Here is an 18675-nt window from a genome sequence, read left to right as displayed (position 1 = left end):
CCCATTTCAGATTGATACAGTCCCTCCTGTTTCAAGTAGATACCCTGTGCATGTGCTGTAAATACGCACAGAAGAATCCTGTCTTCGCAGTCCAGCGTGAGAAGCCACATTTCTCTAATGCCCTTTGTCGTTTTGTATAAATAGTTTTATAATTTATTTGTACCTTCCTTGCCAAATCATGAACGCTTTCCCCGTTAAATAATTGTTTTATTAAAAACATCTCCTGATGCGTAAAACATACTCTCTTAACTATTTTATTTTTTGAAAGCCATAGGCCGACTGATTTAAAGTCAGACTTTTTGGACAAATAGTAATCCTTACTGCTATTCCTGGAATGTAATTTATGCATAGGGTTAACATCAAGCGTTAACAAAACACAGCAGACAGAGTCCAGGTAGTTTAAGACTCTTTCATACTGCTCAAATGCAACCCCATCAACGTCAAATATAAAAATATCATTGTGTTTCAACTTAAGCCCTTCAAGAAACGAGGAATTATTTTTATTTATTAAGATAAAACCAAAACCTCGTTTCTCACAAAACACTTGAATACCTGACGAGTAATAAATGTCATCACTGTATAAATATACCAGCCCGTAATCCACAGTGTCAGTACTCCTGAAACAAGAAAATAAACGCGTGCAATATTGTAATCACAAATAATTTACTTAGCGTAAAGCGTCAGTACATATTTATTATCCAACATATATCCTCGCCCCATTATTCTATAAATAACAGGCTCCAAAACTCCAGCTTTCGTGAGTATTGTCTTAAGATCATTGATTACACGTCCGAGCCGCTGAGTCGATGAACTTAACGAATGTGCTTCCCACACATTCAACATCAGCTCCTCATCGGAAACCATTTGCCCATTTGCATGGATCAACAAATACACCAGCAAATTTTCCATAGTTCTTCGGATTTTAATTGGCCCATTGGTTCCAGATATATATCCACTACCGGCATGATATTCCACCTGACGGATCTTCCCAAAAGTACCTGAATACAGAATAAAAGATTGTTCATCCATCACTTATCAACCTGCTAGCTTTTATTCAATCTCTCTCAGACATAGCCAGAAAATGCTACAATACCTTTACATAGTTAAGAACTCGATTCCCGATGGCCCCATATTAGCTACGGTCTTTCTTCTAAATCAACAGCACCTTTTTTAAAAATCGATAGTCATTTAATCTAAAAATGGTAAAATTAGTAGCAATAAATTCTTTGAAAACAAAAAACAACAAGCTCATTATCTTTTTTTAAAAATATCCCTTCGATCAATTCTTACTATTTTTAATAACAAAAAAAAATCATTTTTTTTCTTTTATGCTGTAATACGAACAAGCCGTTATCAGTTTTAGCTTTTATTCCTCGTTTGTCTCTTTGGACTCCTGGTTGAGTACGAAAACCTTATCGTTTCGCATTAACAGGTACAATTTAACATTTCTTTCATTACCTTAACTTGGATCTTAATTACCCTATAGCATTGAAATTGTTAATATTTAATGAATCCTTATGTTATCTTAAGTACTGTCTGAGTCTCGGCATAAGCAATAAAAAGCAAGAATAAATCGATAAGATGTATTCACTAAACCTCTGCGATTAACCACTTTCCATGAGTGGTTATATATAAGTATGACCATTGATGTTTTAATAAAATGTTAAGAACGCATAATAAGGAAAATCTAACTGCTGATGCGGTATTGTTCTATAATGGTATCTGCCACATAAATCCATGCATACATTAATGATGATTTCTATTAACATGAACGATATCCAAGCGACTGAAGGAGCACAGTCTGAACGTACAAACGAAAACACACCATCTTATATATTAGGTGATTTTGCTATTTTCACCCCCTCTCAAAGATTACTTAAATCATTAAAAACAAATAAGACTGTTGTTTTGCAAACCCCTGCAAACTATTGTTTAAAACTATTACTTATAAACAAAGAAAGAATGCTCTCCAAGGACGAGTTGATTGTATACGCCTGGGGTGAGAAATTTTCGGGGGTTATTACCAATAATAATTTCTATCAAGCCATGCACCATTTAAGGAAAAGCTTAAAAGATATTGGATGTCCGGATTTTATTATAACTACTCCTCGGAAAGGATTATCCATTGATCCTAAATTGAATATATCTATATATAATAAAAGCGATTCATTTTCAAAAAGTGAAGAATCGAACTCAAAAGTCCATACTAAATATAAAGTATCAAAACCAAATATTATCTTTTTACTCAGCATCATTATAGTAATCACGATCCCGTCATATTTTATGATCTATCATCGCAACCGGCAAAATGCCTTTGATAATTATAAAAAAACAGTCCTGAATAAATGTAATATTTATGAAAAAGACAGTTATGAAACCGATATGAAAATGGCTATTATTAACTCTAACAGGATAAATTGTCAGAAGAGAAATGATATCTACATTGCCATAAATGAGCATACTCAAAGAAGCTCAGTCATCACATGTTCATATGACTCAGACAATCACCGTAGATGTAATTCTTTAATAAAAATAGGAGCGATGTAATGTTTAAGTATACCATGGTAACCCTGGTTTTTATCATATGCATTTCCTTTTATTATATCCAGCGTAATTCAGACACTGAAAAATTCTCATGTGAATCTGTATCGGAAGTTTCTCATGCGGGCCTGAAAATCCATATGAGATACAACATTTCCATTGGTAATGGTTCCGGGAATATAAGAATGAATGGTTCATTTGACGATAAAGGATATAAAACCCCTATAAGCAGGCAAATTGCATTTAGTTATAAAACAATAAACAGTGAGTATAGTTTAAAAAGCGAGCATATTTTGATTTTTAGTAATGACCAGGGTACATCCAATCAATTTAATATGCATTTCCCTGATTTTTTCTATAAAGAAAATAAATTCGTAAACTTTAAAATACTAGATGATAAATATAAAAACAAAATATTTATCATCGATGACGTACCGATTCTATATTGTGATATCCATAGATAGCTAAAATTTGTCCCGTGTCTATTTTCTGAATAGTACTAATCGTTCAATACAGGCGTAATGCTTATGTTTATTCATTGAATATCTGATGATGCTAACATCTATATAAAGCAACCCGTTTCGCGCCACTCCCCCCTACTCCTATACAAATATAAACTTTCAGAATTTTTCTCAAAAAAATGACTTGATAGTTTACTGAATCAAATGCATTCTTAATACATGATAAAAATGTAGAGACACTGAGTTCCATTAGGCCGAATCTTCGGCCATTTTTTCCGTTATACGCTACTAAAAAATATAGACTAATCGCTGATGTATATACGTAATCTTTATTCTTAAATAGTGGACTACTTGTATGACCGGAATGATTTTTCACTAACACCTCATTCAGCTTGACTCCTGGTGCATGAAATACGGCTGTAAACATATTTTTCATTTTTTGCTTCTCCGGTATTTTGTGCAGGAAAGCGAACGCCATACCTGAGGGCCCAAGCGTTAATCAGATTGCGCTACGTGAAAGCAGTCCGGGTTACAGGGGTGTACCCAGAACAGATTTCGCGTAGCGCATCCCCTCCGTCACTTTTCCCACACTCCTGGTCACATCAGCCAACAGCGGAAACAACACTCTTCGTGATTTCAGAAAAGATACGCTGTGACAATGCTGTTGAATGTGCATAATCAAGCAACCGGGGATTAACCTGTGCATCGCTACGGAAGTGACCCGATACGTTAATCATAGATACAGGCACAAGCCTTTGTTGATCAGTTTTTGAAGCAGGCGGTTTACATGAAACAAATCACTATCAGTGATATGCAGCAGCAGAGCGCAGCCGCGGCGGCCGCGCCCCGTCTACGGGCGCATCGTAATTTCCATCCGGAATTAAGCGATCCGGTTCAGCGCCTGGCTATTGCTATGGAGCCGGGCACCTATATTCGCCCCCATCGCCATCCGCACACTTTTGAGCTGCTACTGCCGTTGAGCGGTCGGTTTGTGGTGTTAACCTTTGATGGGCAAGGTACTGTGACCCAGCGCGTGGTACTCGGTGAAGAATGCACAGTGCTGGAAATGGCAGCCGGGACCTGGCATGCAGTACTGTCGCTGGATCACGGCGGCATCATCTTTGAAGTCAAGCATGGAGGCTATCAGCCGGTTGCTGAACAAGACTCCGCGCCATGGGCGCCAGCCGAAGGCGCGCCAGGTACCGCAGAGCTGATGGCATGGTACGCCATAGCGCAGGTGGGGGATGGTGGTTTTACTCTCCAGGGTCATGCGCGCTAATTTGCGATCTTAACTGTCACCGTAAAAAAGACGCTACGGCGTCTTTTTATTTACCGCTATTATATTTAACGCACTAAACATTCAAATTTAAAATTATAGCGGTACCGTTTACTCCCTCTACATCGTTAATTAAGAAATACTCTTTGTTCTTATTAAAGAAAAGTGTAATCGGGCAACAGCACTGATGCGCTGTTAATCAGACACGCGTGTGGCGGCCTGCCGTGCCATCGCTATAAACTCGCGAGCCGCTGCGCTCTGCCATGCCTCTTTACGCTGCAGCAGGCTGGCAGTCCTTTCTAATAGCGTTGGCGTCAGCTCCAACGCCACCAGATCGTCATATTCACGAACGATCGCAGCCGGAAGCAGCGTCGCAAGCCCGGTTCGCTGAACCACATTCAACACAGCGCTGATTGAATTAGCTTCCATCTGCACCTTCGGCTGAATACCGTGCTGCCGGCAGTTACGATCGATCTGAGCGCGGGTCGCAAATTCGGCACTGAGTAGGATCAACGCCTCTTGATTCAACACCGAGAGGTTGGCCTGATGTGTTGAAGCCAGTGGGTGCTGGCGGTTAACCACCAGCGCCAGCGTTTCAATCAGCAGCGGCTGGCTGACAATATCCCGCGACGGCGTGTCGCCAAAGGCGATACCAACATCCAGTTCATCATTCAACAACAGCGCTTCCATACGATCCTGATCCATCTCGCGCAGGGTGAGGCTAATGCCAGGGTAACGCTGATAAAAATCAGCAATTAACGGGCCAATAAACCAGTTTGTAAATGTCGGCGTCATCGCCACTCGTAGCGTACCGCGCTGGAGATTTTCCACCTCGTAGAGCGCCCGCTTGCCCTCTTCGAGGTCGCGCAATACGCGCTGTGCATAGCTAAGCCACACCACCCCGGCATCGGTTAAGCGCGTAGTACGCCCGCTACGGTCAAAAAGCGCTACGCCGAGGTTCTCCTCTAGCTGGCGGATCTGCTGTGAAAGCGCTGGCTGTGAGACATGTAGGGCCGCCGCCGCGCGGGTGAAGCCGCGGTGCTCGGCAACAGCAATGAAGTAGGAGAGATGACGCAGCAGCATGGTAATAACCTATAAGTAAATCCAATTGACTCAATCATAAATAAGTCTTTTAAGTTATGGAATAAGCTCAGTACCCTGTATCAATATTCAATCCCGCAGTCTCCCGCCGATTGAGCCCTTTTACTCTATCCCTACAGGAGCCGATAATGTCTGCCCATGATAACCATCTTCAGCACGCCATTACGCTTGCCGCCAATAACGTTGTAAATGGCGGACGCCCCTTTGGCGCCGTCATTGTGCGCCACGGTGACGTGATTGCCGAAGCGGTGAATACGCTACACCAGAGCGGCGATCCTACCGCGCATGCCGAACTCAACGCGATCCGCGACGTTTCTCTGCGCCTTGGCAACGCGGTATTGCGCGAATGCGTGATATACGCCAGCGGCCAACCCTGCCCGATGTGCCTGAGCGCGATGTATTTAACCGGCGTGCGCGAAGTCTATTTCGCTAACAGCAATCAGGATGGCGAACGCTTCAATCTCTCTACCGCCGCTATCTACCAGCAGTTGCAGCAGCCACTGGATAAACAGTCGCTGTCGATTCACCATTGCCCACAACCTGACGGCCTGGCCCTGTACCAACGCTGGGCAGGGAAAGCGTAATGAACCAGACCCAACGCAATGCGCTGACGCTTTTAGTGCTCGTGCTAATTGGTATCAATATGCGGCCGTTGCTGACCTCAATAGGCCCGCTGCTGCCGCAGTTGCAACAAGCGACCGGCATGAGTTTTACCCTGGTTTCTCTGTTAACCGCGCTTCCGGTCATCGCAATGGGAGTCCTGGCGCTCGCCGGAGGCTGGATTAACCGCCACATGAGCGAGAACTTCAGCATCGCGTTGAGTCTGCTGACGATAGGTATTGGCGCGATACTGCGCGAGTTGGCGCCGCAAAGCGGGCTGTTGCTTAGCAGCGCGCTGCTTGGCGGGATCGGCATCGGCGTGATTCAGGCGCTTATTCCCAGCGTGATTAAGCGTCTGTTTCATCGCCGCACGCCGCAGGTGATGGGACTATGGTCGGCTGCGCTGATGGGCGGAGGCGGTCTTGGCGCCGCCATCACTCCCTGGCTTGCTCAGCATAGCGCACTCTGGCATCACGCGCTGGCATGGTGGGCGCTACCTGCCGTAGTGGCATTGATAGGCTGGTTGCCGCTCAGTAAAACGTTACCCGCTGCGCCGGCCGTCGCAACGGCCCATGCCGCGCCATCAGTGTTTCGCCGTCGTCGTGCCTGGACGCTCGGACTCTACTTCGGTCTGATTAACGGCGGTTACGCCAGTCTGATCGCCTGGTTGCCGCCCTACTATATGCAGCTCGGCTACAGCGCCCAGTTTAGCGGCACGTTACTGGCGTTGATGACCGTCGGCCAGACCGCTGGTGCTCTGGTATTGCCAATGCTGGCTCGCCATGAAGACCGGCGAAAACTACTGATGTTCGCGCTGGCGCTGCAGTTACTCGGTTTCTGTGGTTTCATCTGGCTGCCGCAACAGCTGTCTCTGCTGTGGGCAATAAGCTGTGGTATCGGGCTGGGCGGCGCCTTTCCGCTGTGCCTGGTACTGGCGCTGGATCATTCGCCGCAACCCGCAGTGGCCGGTCGGCTGGTAGCCTTTATGCAGGGTATCGGCTTTATTATCGCCGGGCTATCGCCGTGGCTTTCCGGGTTGTTACGCAGCCTGAGCGGAAACTACCAGTTGGACTGGGAATTCCATGCCGTATGCGTTTTTGTTCTGATGGCGATTACCTTGCGCTTTGTTCCTGCACGCTACCCGCATCAGTGGCGTACGCCGTCGACATCCGCCCATTAACCACTCCGCAATCAGGTGCAGAAAGCAATTTCTGCGCCTGCCCGCCAATAGAAAAAATCCCAAAATCAAACAACTACAGACTGTCCGGGTATCGGTATAAACCTCCGTCGCCGTAATCAAATTTAATACCGAATGAAATTAATGTGTCGCCTATTCACGACACTCGTAAGTAACTAAAAATTAATAAAAAAATGCTTCTTGTTTCCTCCATTTTTTAAGCGTACATTAGCGCCATCTGGAGCAGTTAGCGCACAGAATTTCGGACTGCCGCAGCCGCCAGAATGTTCTGGTTTTTCCTGCGACAATCCAGCAACGGTAAAAGTTAAATTCATTTAGGCGTTTCGCTGAAACGCGGAGTGACAAGTCGTGAAATACTTTTTGATGGGCATTTCTTTTATGGTCATCGTTTGGGCCGGTACCTTCGCCCTGATGATTTAACCTGCTACGCAATAAAAAATGGGAGCCTATCGGCTCCCATTTTTTTATTCGTGGTTTTCAGCCGACGATTTACTGGCCGCCGGTAGTAACCCATCGGCGCGGAACATCGATTTAATACCGCGGATAGCCTGACGGATCCGGTCGCGGTTTTCGATTAAGGCAAAACGTACGTGAGTATCGCCATAGTCGCCAAAGCCAATTCCCGGCGAAACGCACACCTTCGCGTCCTGCAGTAGTTTTTTGGCGAACTCCAGCGAGCCCATCGCCGCATACTGCTCAGGAATTTTGGCCCACACGTACATTGAGGCTTTCGGACATTCGACCATCCAACCCGCTTCGTGCAGCCCCTTCACCAGCACGTCACGACGGCGCTTATACTGCTCCGCGATATCGCGCACGCATTGCTGATCGCCTTCCAGCGCGGCGATAGCAGCTACCTGCAGCGGCGTGAAGGTACCATAGTCGTGGTAACTTTTGATGCGCGCCAGCGCGTTAACCAGCGTTTTATTACCGACCATAAAACCAATCCGCCAGCCGGCCATATTATAGCTTTTCGAGAGGGTAAAGAATTCAACGGCTACGTCGCGCGCACCGGGCACCTGCATAATCGACGGCGCCTTCCAGCCATCATAGACGATGTCGGCATAAGCCAAATCATGCACCACCAGCACATCGTAGCGCTTCGCCAGCGCCACCACTTTCTCGAAGAAATCCAGCTCAACGCACTGGGCGGTTGGGTTTGAAGGGAAACCCAAAATCATCATTTTCGGTTTCGGATAGCTTTCGCGGATCGCGCGTTCCAGTTCATTAAAGAAATCAACACCTTCCACCAGCGGGACGGAACGTACCTGCGCCCCGGCGATAACCGCGCCGTAAATATGAATCGGATAGCTGGGATTGGGCACCAGTACCGTGTCGCCATGATCGAGCGTCGCCAGCATCAGATGTGCCAGCCCCTCTTTCGAACCGATGGTGACAATCGCTTCCGATTCCGGGTCGATATCAACGCCATAGCGTTCCTGATACCAGCGCGAAATCGCGCGGCGCAGACGAGGAATACCACGGGAAGTTGAGTATCCGTGGGTATCCGGGCGCTGGGCAACCGTACAGAGTTTTTCGACGATATGCGGCGGCGTCGCGCCATCCGGGTTGCCCATACTGAAATCGATAATATCTTCGCCGCGCCGACGCGCAGCCATTTTCAGTTCGGCGGTGATGTTAAAAACATACGGAGGGAGACGATCGATACGCGTAAAACGGCGTTCAGGACTGAATTCAGCCATAGATTCCTCAGATTAACGTTAGCGCCCGGACCGTCCGAGCGACGCGGCCACCTGTGTGGCACGCTTAGAAAATAACCTGAAAAAAAACGCGCTGTCGAGAGGATCGATAAAAAATAATCGCCGCCGCTAAAAACGGGCTATCGTGTGCGAAAATGCGGTAGCATATTTCCCTGGCCGCATTGCAGAGCACAAATCAAGCAACATATTGATATCTTTTATTATACTCAATTTCATCATCAATACCCCAGTCTTCACTCATACCGGGAGTTTGTCATTTATCCCCTTTTATTTATATGTCTGTTCCTCATTCTTTTCTACGGCTGGCCTTCTGGCGCGAGGTTTTTTATCATATTGCTTTCCCGCGAATCACACGGCGCACCCATGCACGATATCTTTACTATGCTGCTGGCGGTTTTTGACCGCGCGGCATTAATGCTCATTTGCCTTTTTTTCCTCATCCGCTTGCGCCTGTTTCGCGAGCTGCTGCATAAATCCGCGCATACCCCCCGCGAGCTGCTGGCCGTTACCGCTATCTTTTCCATGTTTGCGCTATTCAGCACCTGGTCCGGCGTTCCGGTAGAAGGCTCGCTGGTCAACGTACGTATTATCGCGGTGATGTCCGGTGGGATTCTGTTCGGACCGTGGGTCGGGGCAATCGTCGGGGCGATTGCCGGCGTGCATCGCTACCTCATTGATATCGATGGTGTTACCGCCATCCCTTGTTTTATCACCAGTATCGTCGCCGGGCTGCTTTCCGGGCTGATTAACCGCAAAATCCCCAAAGCGCAGCGCTGGAAGGTTGGTATTCTGGCGGGCATGCTGTGCGAAACCCTGACGATGATCCTCGTGGTGTTGTGGGCACCGACGCTGGCGCTGGGGGTAGATATCGTCTCTAAAATCGGCATTCCAATGATCCTCGGTAGCATTTGTATCGGGTTTATTGTCCTGCTGGTACAGAGCGTTGAAGGGGAGAAAGAGGCCAGCGCAGCACGCCAGGCGAAGCTGGCACTGGATATCGCCAACAAAACGCTGCCGCTGTTCCGCCACGTCAATAGCGAGTCGCTACGCCAGGTGTGCGATATTATTCGCCGCGATATCAATGCCGACGCGGTAGCGATTACCACAACTGACCGCGTGCTGGCCTATGTTGGTTACGGTGAAAATAATTATCACAACCGCAATAATGACATCAGCCCAACCACCCGTCAGGCGATTGAAAGCGATACCATCATCATTAAAAATAACGATGAGGCCTACAGGACGCCGGAAATCCACTCAATGCTGGTGATCCCGCTGCGCGAGAAAGGCGTGGTGACTGGCACGCTAAAAATTTACTACTGCCACGCGCATCGAATAACTTCCTCATTGCAGGAGATGGCGATCGGCTTGTCGCAGATTATCTCCACCCAGTTAGAAGTCTCACGCGCCGAGCAGTTGCGTGAAATGGCGAATAAGGCTGAACTACGCGCGCTACAGAGTAAAATTAATCCTCATTTCCTGTTTAATGCCCTTAACGCCATCTCCTCATCTATTCGCATGAATCCGGACACCGCGCGCCAGCTAATTTTCAATTTGTCGCGCTATCTGCGTTACAACATCGAGTTAAAAGATGATGAGCAGATAGACATCAAGCGAGAGCTGTACCAAATTAAGGATTATATTGCGATCGAGCAGGCACGCTTCGGCGACAAGCTGACGGTCATTTATGATATTGACGAGGACGTTAGCTGCGTCATCCCCAGTCTGCTGATTCAGCCGCTGGTAGAAAACGCCATCGTCCACGGTATTCAGCCCTGTCGGGGTAAAGGCGTGGTGACCATTGCCATCAACGAATGCGGAAATCGGGTACGCATCAGCGTGCGCGATACCGGTAACGGCATTGACCCGGCAGTCGTCGCCCGCGTCGAGGCCGACGAGATGCCAGGTAATAAAATTGGCCTACTCAACGTCCATCACCGGGTAAAATTGCTGTATGGCGAAGGGCTGCATATCCGCCGTTTAACGCCAGGAACCGAGATTGCTTTCTACGTTCCCAACCTGCACGCCCCGGCGACTGAACCGGTGTCTCTGTTGCCATGAGCGGAGAAAAGATGAAAGTCATCATTGTTGAGGATGAGTTCCCGGCACAGCAGGAACTCAGTTGGTTGATTAACACCCACAGCCAGATGGAAATCGTCGGTACCTTCGACGATGGTCTCGATGTGCTGAAATTCCTTCAACACAACAAGGTCGATGCCATATTTCTCGACATCAATATTCCGTCGCTGGATGGCGTACTGCTGGCGCAAAATATTAGTCAGTTTGCGCATAAACCGTTTATCGTTTTTATCACCGCGTGGAAAGAGCATGCGGTGGAAGCCTTTGAACTGGAAGCGTTTGATTACATCCTCAAGCCTTACCAGGAATCGCGGATTATCAATATGCTGCAAAAACTGGCCAGTGCCTGGCAGCAACAGCAGCAGTCTGGCAATGTTAACGTTGTCAGCAGCGCACCGCGTGAAAATGACACCGTTAACCTGATTAAAGACGAGCGCATCATCGTCACTCCGGTTAACGATATCTACTACGCTGAAGCGCACGAGAAGATGACCTTCGTCTATACCCGGCGCGAGTCATACGTGATGCCGATGAACATCACCGAGTTTTGCAGCAAACTGCCGACCGCGCACTTCTTCCGCTGCCATCGTTCCTTCTGTGTGAACCTGAATAAAATACGCGAGATAGAACCGTGGTTTAATAACACCTATATTCTGCGCCTGCGCGACCTGGAGTTTCAGGTGCCGGTAAGCCGCAGTAAGGTGAAAGAATTCAGGCAGATAATGCATTTATAGCGCAGGATGGGGAATGAAAGCATCGGAACTACCAGCAGACCAACAGTTTTTTGCCGATCTGTTCAGCGGCCTGGTGCTCAATTCACAGCGGCTAGGCCGCGTCTGGTTTGCCCCCCATCCCACCAGCCTGCCGAACGGCAGTCTGTGCCTCGACCTCCCGCGCCTCGACGTAGTGTTACGCGGCGAGTACGGTAATCAACTGCATAAAGATCAGCATCGCCTGACCGAGGGCGAAATGCTGTTTATTCCCGCTCGCGCCGCCAATCTGCCAGTGAGCGATAAACCGGTGATGTTGTTAAGCCTGGTTTTTGCTCCGGCCTGGCTGGGGCTTTCGTTCTACGATAACCGCACCGCCTCCCTGCTCCGCCCGGTTCGTCGTATCGAACTTCCGCATCTACAGCGCGGCGAAGGCGAAGCCATCCTCACCGCCCTTACCCATCTGAGCCGCTCGCCGCAGATGCAGGATGTTATTCAACCGCTGATGCTCAGCCTGCTGCACCTGTGCCGGAGCGTCGTTAATATCCGCCCGGAAGCGCAACGCCCGCGTTCAGAATTTCTCTACCAGAGCATGTGCAACTGGGTCCAGGACAACTATGCGCAGCCGCTCACCCGCGACAGCGTGGCACAGTTTTTTAATATCACGCCCAACCATCTCTCAAAGCTGTTTACCCAACACGGCACCATGAGCTTTGTCGAATACGTGCGCTGGGTGCGCATGGCGAAAGCAAGGATGATTCTGCAAAAATACCATCTGTCGATTGCGGAAGTGGCACAGCGCTGCGGCTATCAGGATAGCGACTATTTTTGTCGACTTTTCCATCGCGAGTTTGGACTCACGCCGGGAGAATACGGCGCACGATTTAAGGCATAGACCTGATACAGCGTAATAAGGGAAAGCGTGAGGCGGTCATCAAAATACGGTAACTAATACTGAGTTCACCGATAAACCGTGGTCGGCTAAGGCGGTTACGCCGCCATCCGGCATTATGCTCCATGATTGCCGGATGGCGCTGCGCTTATCCGGCCTACAGGGTTATGCGTTCACCTCAGAACACCAGTTCCGACTCCAGCAGCGTCAAAATACCGTTAGCATCTTCTGCCGCAAACAGCGACTGGCGGAACTGCTTATTCACCAGTTTCCGCGCCAGCTGTGAGAAAACCTTCACATGGTTCATGCCTTCGTCGGCACCCAGCGTCAGCATAATCACCAGCTCCACCTCGCCCATTTCAGACTGCCAGTCTATCGGCTGCGATAAACGTGCAATGCTGATACTGGAATGACGTATCCACTGCGATTTGGTGTGCGGTATGGCCACGCCAAACCCTACGCCGGTGGTGACAATCTCTTCACGCTGCCAGACATCTTCCTCCAGCTCGAACGGATGCTCTGTACGCCCATTCACGCCGAGGTTGCCGCAGAGGAACTGAATCGCCTGCTCTTTGTTGGCAAACGACTCGCCGACAAAGATATTCTCTCGCGCCAGCAGCGGACGTACGTCTTTTTCCGGCGCAAACGCGTTCAGCAGCGTTTCAATCTCCTGTGCGCTCCGGCATTCGCACGCCTTAAGCGCCAGTTCGCGGCAGGTGCTGGCATCCAGTTGGCGAATCTGGCTTTTTACCGCCGGGATCCGCGGGCTACTCATGCTCAGTTCATCAAGGCCGAGCCCCAACAGTAGCGGTAGATAGCGGCTTTCTCCACCCAGTTCACCGCAAATGCCCACCCATTTCCCGCGATCGTGCGCCACGCGAATAATCTGCTGCAACATGCGCAGGAACGATGGCGTAATCGGGTTATACAGCGGAGATACCCGTGGGTTATTGCGGTCGACCGCGTAGAGGTACTGCGTCATATCGTTGGAACCGATACTGAAGAAATCCACCTCATCGCAGAAATGGTCAATGATGTAACAGACCGAAGGCACCTCAACCATAATGCCCAATGAAATATTTTCAGCATGCCGCAGCCCTTCCTGCTTGAGCGCCGCGGCGGCTTTCTGCAGCTCGCTTTTGACCCACAGAATCTGATCAAGGCTGTGTACCATCGGAATCATCAGCCGCGCATTGCCGAAGGCTGCCGCACGCAGAATAGCGCGCAGCTGGCTGCGAAATAGCCCGGCAAATTCGGGATAGATTCGCACCGCTCGATAGCCAAGGAACGGGTTTTCTTCCTGCGGAATATTGAGATAGGGAATATTTTTATCCCCGCCAATGTCCATGGTGCGGAAAATAACCGGCTTGCCTTCAGCCGCCAGCAGCACCTGCTGGTAGGCTTCAAACTGCTCCTGCTCGTCAGGAGCGCTGTCCCGGTCCATAAACAGCATTTCAGTGCGGAACAATCCAACCCCTTCGGCCCCATTGGCGAAGGCTCCGGGTGCTTCCAGCGCGGTGCCGATATTAGCGGCAACGTCGATGCGTTGGTTATCTTTGGTAAGCGCTATCTGCGCGGCATCCCGCGCCTGCTGCTGCTGGCGCTTCTCCGCCAGGCGTTGCGCTATCGCGTAGTAGCCGCTTACTGCGGCATTGGGATTCACCGCCAGCACGCCGCACTGCGCGTCCAACACCGCCGGTAGGCCGGCGTAGCCCGCAATCGCCGCCAGAGGTAGCCCGCTGAGCACCGGAATAGCGGAGGCGCGAGCCAGAATTAGGGTGTGGGAGGTACGCCCGGTTTTTTCCAGAATCATGCCGGAAAGATGTTGTAAATCAAGGCTTAAAAACTGGCTAGGCGTCAGGTCTTCCGCCACCAGAATCGTCGGTTTATCCAGCACCAGCGCGTTACGCGGGCTGCGGTCGGGCCAGGTGATATACAGCAGCTGTTCGCTGATATCGCGAATATCACTCACCCGCTCACGCAGGTAATCGCTGGCGGAGGCCAGCAGCTTGTCGCAGACCTGTTCCATATTGGTGATGATGGCATCGCCAAGCCCCTTCTGCTGCCCCGCCATCAGACGGCGGATGTTTCCGGCAAATTCATCGTCCTGGATGAGCGATAAATGGGCGCTAAGAATGGTTTTGCTTTCCCCCCCGCGCTCACGAAGCTGGAGATTCAGGCGCTCGGCAAGCGTCGCAAGACTGTGTTCCAGCCGCGTCGTGTCTTCGGCGCTGGCGGGAATGGCCCGATAAATATCCAGACTGTCGCTTTTGCACAACGTCAGCACTCCCGCGCCCACCCCTGCGGCCAGCACGTTGCCGTACAGCAGGTCCGGATTAAGACGAATCAGCGAGCGCGGCAGCGGGTGTGCCGCCAGCTCCGCTGCCGTCGGCTGAATGCTATCACTGTCAATAAAGCGGTTGTGGATGTACTCCTCCAGCGCGCGCCTGGCCTGTTCGGCATCGCCACCGGTAATGTTCAGACTGCAACTATCATTGAACAGCGTGCCGGTGCCAATCAGCGCTAACGAGCTTTTCGCATCAGCCTGCGCATTCTGACGATGGTTGATAAAAGTCACATCGCTTTGCCACTGACTGCACTGTTCTTTCAGCTCCCATGCGGGGCGAGCGTGCAGGCCATTCGGCAGCGGGCAGAGAAATTGAATCGTTAACATAACCACTCCTGTTAGCGCGAGATCAGCACCTGAAGTCCGTCAGGCGAGCCACGGTCTCACGCGTAAAGCTGGTAATCAGCGCGGATAACAGCGCCTGGGTTTGCATGATGTCACGACAGTCCGCAATAGACGCCGCGCAATGCCCATGACGGGTGGCCGGGCCAATCACTACCGTCGGAACCCCGGTTCCGCTAAGGTGTACCGCACCGCCATCGGTGCCGCCGTTGCTGAACATATCGAGCTGTAACGGAATATCGGCTTTGGCGGATACGCGTTCAATTAAGGCAATCAGCTTCGGCGGCGCAATCAGTGATTTGTCACTCAGCACCAGCATTGGGCCTTTACCCAGTTGGCGATGATTTGCCGCTCCGTAGTCAAAATTTTTCGCCCAGCAGGCGGTATCCAGCACAATCGCCACATCCGGAGCCACCGCGCGCGCGGCCGTTTGCCCGCCACGTAGCCCGACTTCTTCGCTGGAGCTGGCCACCAGCCAAACTTCGGCCGGTAATTCGGTCTCGCTAAGTTCACGCAGCAGCGCCACCAGCAGATAGCAGCCCAGCCTGTCGTCGAACGCTTTGCCCATCACCCGCTGATGCGGCAGCACCTGAAAAGGGGTATCAAAGGTCACACGATCGCCCGGACGCACGCCGGCTTGAACAACTTCGTCATAACAGCGCGCGCCAATATCAACCCGCAGAGACCCCACGTCGTTGCCGTTACGTTCACCATCGAGCAGGCCGGGAATTTTGCTTTCCTCACGGGTGGTGATGCGAACCGGCTGGAGCTGACGCGCCGCCATGCGGACATTGCCGATAGGCAGCACATCAATCGCCCCTTCAGAAGAGATGCTACGAACGATAAAACCCACTTCATCCATATGCGCGCAGATCATCACCTTCGGGCCATCGGATTCATTTAATCGGATCAGTACCGATCCCAGGCCATCGAAGCGTACCTCTTTGTGCAGACGATCCGCTTCATCCAGCAGGATCTGACGAACTTCTTGTTCTGAGGAGGCGATCGCATCCGCTTCGCTCAGGGCTTTCAGTAGCGATAAATCCATCATGCCTCTCCCGTGCATAACAATGTTTTTGGCATGCTATAGAGCACTTCGCCGCCGTCAGGCGTTACCAGCACGATATCTTCAATTCGCACGCCCCCCTGACCCGGAAGATAGATGCCGGGTTCAACGGTCAGCAGCATCCCCGCCGCAAGCGCGGTGGCATCCGTCGGCGAGAAACGCGGATCTTCGTGAACATCAATGCCAATCGCGTGACCCGTATTGTGTCCAAAGTATTCCCCGTAGCCCGCTTCATTAATGACGTGACGTGCGGCGAAATCCACATCACAGCAGCACGCGCCCGGATGAATGGCGGCAATGCCTGCAAGCTGGGCCTGAAGTACCACCTGATAGACCGAAAACAGCGGATGCGCTTCGGGCGCCATCGCACCAGAAACCAGAAACGTCCGTGTCATATCAGAGCAGTAGCCCTGATACTGAGCGCCGAAGTCGAGCGTGATAAGCTCTCCCGCTTCCACACGTTTATCGCTGGCTTTACCGTGCGGCAGCGCGCCGCGCCAGCCGCTGGCGACAATGGTATCGAAAGCGGCTTTTTCCGCACCGAGCGTACGCATGTACCATTCGAGTTCGGCGGCAATCTCCCGCTCAAGCATTCCCGGTTGAATAAAGCGACGAATATGCTCCACGCTCTGGTCCGCAATCCGGCAGGCCTGGCGAATCAGATCAATTTCCTGCGGCGTTTTGATTTGCCGTAGCGCGTCAAGAGAAGTCCCTACCAGCGTAGCTTTAATGGACGCTTGCCAGCGCTGGGCGGTGTGCCAGCTTACCTGTGCCCCTTCAAAACCAACGGTGTAAAGATGCTCGTCGGCCACAATCTGGTTCACAATGTCTGCCAGCGTTCGCTCGGCGTTCAGCAGATGAAGCTGGTAGCCGTCGGCGCGAGACTGAATATCGGCGTAATAGCGTGAATCAGCCAGAATATGCGCGCTGTTGCGCGCAATCAGCACATAGCCAGAGCCAGTAGAAATGCCCAGGTGCGGCTGCTTATTCTGCCGCGATGAAATCAATACCGCGTCAAGCTCCTGTTCAACCAGCCACTGCCGCAGCGATGCCAATAACGTCATGGTTTTCGTCCTTATCCTTAGAGGCTTTCAATCAGTAGTTTGCCTCTGCGGTACTGCAGGTTACGCAGGAACACCACCATCAGCGCGGTAATAATCGCCCCCAGCGCAATCCCCGCCATGTAGACGCCAAGGTTGCTCACCAGCGGCCACGCCCAGATAGCTGACTCAGGGAACCACTGCACCGCCCCCAGCCAGACGGCGGCGGTTGAACCCACAATCGCCCCTACCATGTAGGACGGGATCGCGGTAATCGGGCTCTCCAGCGCAAACGGAATCGCCCCTTCGCTGATGCCCATAAATGCGAGGAACATCGCCGTTTTACCCTGCGGATAAAGCTGGGCGCTGAACAGGCGTTTGCCGGTTAAGCGACGGTCAAGGATGGTCGCCAGACCCAGGCCAATCGGTGGGATGACGATAGCAATCGAACGTGCCGTCACCGGCAAGACGTGATCGGTGGTAAAACTAAAGGCCACAAAGCCCGCCGCTTTGTTGATTGGGCCGCCGAGGTCAATCGCGGTTGCTGCAGAAATGCCCATGGCGTACATCAGCGTGCCCTTCTCGCCCGCCGTGGTCAGCAGCGTACGAATACCGCCGTTGATCCAGCCGCCGAAAGGGGTAATGACGTAATACATCGCCAGCATGACGAAAATCGCGGAGAGGATCGGCAGTAAAAAGGTTGTTTTGAACGCCAGCAGGAAATCAGGCAACTGGATCTTCTGGTTCATCCACTTCACCAGATAACCGGCAACGATGGAGATAATCAGCGCGCCAATAAAGGTGGAAGGAACCGGTGCGGTTGTCACCCAGTGCAGCGTATTGGGGTCAAAGTTAAGCATCTGCGTCGGCTGAGTGGACATCAACCCGCCGATAAACCCGGCCGGAAATGCCAGCTTACCGCCAATGGAGTTCGCCACAAACGCGGCAAACATTGGAATCGCAAAACCAAACAAGACGCCGCCGAAGGACTGCGACAGCCAGGCAAACTTTAACAAAGAGAGGTTAAAGCCCGAAAATTGCCCGCTATTGAGCGCATCCATAATACCGGTGTCGGCAGGGATCTTCAGCCAGCTATAAGCAATTAGCTGGCTGAAGGCGAGGATCACCCCACCCATGATAAGCGTCGGTACCATGCGCGAAATCCCTGACATCACATGCTGAGGGAGTTCGCCCCAAAAGCTGTTACGGGCGGCTGGCGGCGTTTTTATCGCGGCAGCACCAGATGCGCCTGGCACAACGGTTGCACTGCGTTTTTTTATGGCCATAGTGGTATCCCTGTC

17 protein-coding genes are annotated in these 18675 nt (G+C 51.0%); 9 read left to right on the top strand and 8 right to left on the bottom strand.

The window, feature by feature from the left end; genetic code table 11:
• Positions 1-31: 31 nt before the first annotated feature.
• Positions 32-604, bottom strand: coding sequence for a hypothetical protein (locus tag PYR66_06750; GenBank protein ID WEF29405.1), 573 nt, complete (start codon positions 602-604; stop codon positions 32-34).
• Positions 605-663: 59 nt separating this feature from the next.
• Positions 664-1029: a winged helix-turn-helix domain-containing protein gene (locus PYR66_06745; protein ID WEF29404.1), complete on the bottom strand. Its 366-nt coding sequence runs from the start codon at positions 1027-1029 to the stop codon at positions 664-666.
• 720 nt (positions 1030-1749) lie between these two features.
• Between PYR66_06745 and PYR66_06740 the strand changes: the two genes are divergently transcribed.
• The 3 genes from PYR66_06740 (at position 1750) to PYR66_06730 (ending at position 4281) form a co-directional block, all read left to right on the top strand.
• Positions 1750-2547, top strand: a complete 798-nt coding sequence (locus PYR66_06740) for a winged helix-turn-helix domain-containing protein (GenBank protein ID WEF29403.1) — start codon at positions 1750-1752, stop codon at positions 2545-2547.
• On the top strand, positions 2547-3005 hold the full coding sequence (locus PYR66_06735) for a hypothetical protein (protein WEF29402.1): 459 nt from the start codon (positions 2547-2549) through the stop codon (positions 3003-3005). Before PYR66_06740 ends, PYR66_06735 begins: the two co-directional genes overlap by 1 nt.
• Before the next feature lie 784 nt (positions 3006-3789).
• The gene (locus tag PYR66_06730) at positions 3790-4281 is read left to right on the top strand and encodes a WbuC family cupin fold metalloprotein (protein WEF29401.1); all 492 of its coding nucleotides are present in this window, start codon (positions 3790-3792) and stop codon (positions 4279-4281) included.
• Between the two features lie 192 nt (positions 4282-4473).
• Here PYR66_06730 and cynR read toward each other — a convergent pair whose 3' ends face one another.
• Positions 4474-5361, bottom strand: coding sequence for a transcriptional regulator CynR (gene cynR, locus PYR66_06725; GenBank protein ID WEF29400.1), 888 nt, complete (start codon positions 5359-5361; stop codon positions 4474-4476).
• Positions 5362-5507: 146 nt separating this feature from the next.
• Between cynR and PYR66_06720 the strand changes: the two genes are divergently transcribed.
• The 3 genes from PYR66_06720 to ypdK all read left to right on the top strand — a co-directional run bounded on the left by PYR66_06720 (position 5508) and on the right by ypdK (position 7597).
• A complete protein-coding gene (locus tag PYR66_06720; protein ID WEF29399.1) occupies positions 5508-5963 on the top strand; it encodes a nucleoside deaminase in 456 nt (151 codons plus the stop codon).
• A complete protein-coding gene (locus PYR66_06715; GenBank protein WEF29398.1) occupies positions 5963-7159 on the top strand; it encodes a cyanate transporter in 1197 nt (398 codons plus the stop codon). The genes PYR66_06720 and PYR66_06715 overlap by 1 nt, the downstream gene beginning before the upstream one ends.
• Positions 7160-7525: 366 nt before the next feature.
• Entirely contained in the window at positions 7526-7597 is a 72-nt protein-coding gene (ypdK, locus tag PYR66_06710; protein WEF30374.1) for a membrane protein YpdK, read from the top strand.
• 44 nt (positions 7598-7641) lie between these two features.
• Here ypdK and alaC read toward each other — a convergent pair whose 3' ends face one another.
• Complete coding sequence (gene alaC / locus PYR66_06705) at positions 7642-8880, bottom strand: alanine transaminase (GenBank protein ID WEF29397.1); 1239 nt, start codon at positions 8878-8880, stop codon at positions 7642-7644.
• 381 nt (positions 8881-9261) lie between these two features.
• On the opposite strand from alaC, the gene PYR66_06700 reads away from it, so the two are divergent.
• The 3 genes from PYR66_06700 to PYR66_06690 are packed head-to-tail and all read left to right on the top strand — an operon-like array spanning position 9262 to position 12582.
• Positions 9262-10959 (top strand): sensor histidine kinase, encoded by a 1698-nt coding sequence (locus PYR66_06700; GenBank protein WEF29396.1) that lies wholly within the window; start codon positions 9262-9264, stop codon positions 10957-10959.
• Positions 10960-10970: 11 nt separating this feature from the next.
• Positions 10971-11711, top strand: a complete 741-nt coding sequence (locus PYR66_06695; protein WEF29395.1) for a LytTR family DNA-binding domain-containing protein — start codon at positions 10971-10973, stop codon at positions 11709-11711.
• A 13-nt stretch (positions 11712-11724) separates the two neighbouring features.
• Positions 11725-12582: a helix-turn-helix transcriptional regulator gene (locus PYR66_06690; GenBank protein WEF29394.1), complete on the top strand. Its 858-nt coding sequence runs from the start codon at positions 11725-11727 to the stop codon at positions 12580-12582.
• A gap of 175 nt (positions 12583-12757) precedes the next feature.
• On the opposite strand, the gene ptsP is transcribed toward PYR66_06690, so the two are convergent.
• From ptsP to PYR66_06670, 4 genes are read right to left on the bottom strand one after another with little or no spacing between them, the layout of a single operon-like run.
• Positions 12758-15253: a phosphoenolpyruvate--protein phosphotransferase gene (ptsP, locus tag PYR66_06685; GenBank protein WEF29393.1), complete on the bottom strand. Its 2496-nt coding sequence runs from the start codon at positions 15251-15253 to the stop codon at positions 12758-12760.
• A gap of 22 nt (positions 15254-15275) precedes the next feature.
• Positions 15276-16316, bottom strand: coding sequence for an aminopeptidase (gene ypdE / locus PYR66_06680; GenBank protein WEF30373.1), 1041 nt, complete (start codon positions 16314-16316; stop codon positions 15276-15278).
• A complete protein-coding gene (ypdF, locus tag PYR66_06675; GenBank protein WEF29392.1) occupies positions 16316-17398 on the bottom strand; it encodes an aminopeptidase in 1083 nt (360 codons plus the stop codon). Before ypdF ends, ypdE begins: the two co-directional genes overlap by 1 nt.
• A gap of 17 nt (positions 17399-17415) precedes the next feature.
• On the bottom strand, positions 17416-18660 hold the full coding sequence (locus PYR66_06670) for a PTS fructose transporter subunit IIC (protein ID WEF29391.1): 1245 nt from the start codon (positions 18658-18660) through the stop codon (positions 17416-17418).
• Between the last annotated feature and the right edge of the window lie 15 nt (positions 18661-18675).

The organism is Klebsiella aerogenes (genome assembly GCA_029027985.1).
Lineage (GTDB): Bacteria > Pseudomonadota > Gammaproteobacteria > Enterobacterales > Enterobacteriaceae > Klebsiella > Klebsiella aerogenes_A.
The sequence above is the reverse complement of the archived record's forward strand: the minus strand, read 5'-3'. Positions and strand labels throughout refer to the sequence as shown.

Bases quoted from the DNA above. Each gene is read 5' to 3' on its own strand.
- PYR66_06745 (WEF29404.1), bottom strand. From the start codon at position 1,029: ATGGATGAACAATCTTTTATTCTGTATTCAGGTACTTTTGGGAAGATC.
- PYR66_06740 (WEF29403.1), top strand. From the start codon at position 1,750: ATGATGATTTCTATTAACATGAACGATATCCAAGCGACTGAAGGAGCA.
- PYR66_06735 (WEF29402.1), top strand. From the start codon at position 2,547: ATGTTTAAGTATACCATGGTAACCCTGGTTTTTATCATATGCATTTCC.
- PYR66_06730 (WEF29401.1), top strand. From the start codon at position 3,790: ATGAAACAAATCACTATCAGTGATATGCAGCAGCAGAGCGCAGCCGCG.
- cynR (WEF29400.1), bottom strand. From the start codon at position 5,361: ATGCTGCTGCGTCATCTCTCCTACTTCATTGCTGTTGCCGAGCACCGC.
- PYR66_06720 (WEF29399.1), top strand. From the start codon at position 5,508: ATGTCTGCCCATGATAACCATCTTCAGCACGCCATTACGCTTGCCGCC.
- PYR66_06715 (WEF29398.1), top strand. From the start codon at position 5,963: ATGAACCAGACCCAACGCAATGCGCTGACGCTTTTAGTGCTCGTGCTA.
- alaC (WEF29397.1), bottom strand. From the start codon at position 8,880: ATGGCTGAATTCAGTCCTGAACGCCGTTTTACGCGTATCGATCGTCTC.
- PYR66_06700 (WEF29396.1), top strand. From the start codon at position 9,262: ATGCACGATATCTTTACTATGCTGCTGGCGGTTTTTGACCGCGCGGCA.
- PYR66_06695 (WEF29395.1), top strand. From the start codon at position 10,971: ATGAAAGTCATCATTGTTGAGGATGAGTTCCCGGCACAGCAGGAACTC.
- PYR66_06690 (WEF29394.1), top strand. From the start codon at position 11,725: ATGAAAGCATCGGAACTACCAGCAGACCAACAGTTTTTTGCCGATCTG.
- ptsP (WEF29393.1), bottom strand. From the start codon at position 15,253: ATGTTAACGATTCAATTTCTCTGCCCGCTGCCGAATGGCCTGCACGCT.
- ypdE (WEF30373.1), bottom strand. From the start codon at position 16,316: ATGGATTTATCGCTACTGAAAGCCCTGAGCGAAGCGGATGCGATCGCC.
- ypdF (WEF29392.1), bottom strand. From the start codon at position 17,398: ATGACGTTATTGGCATCGCTGCGGCAGTGGCTGGTTGAACAGGAGCTT.
- PYR66_06670 (WEF29391.1), bottom strand. From the start codon at position 18,660: ATGGCCATAAAAAAACGCAGTGCAACCGTTGTGCCAGGCGCATCTGGT.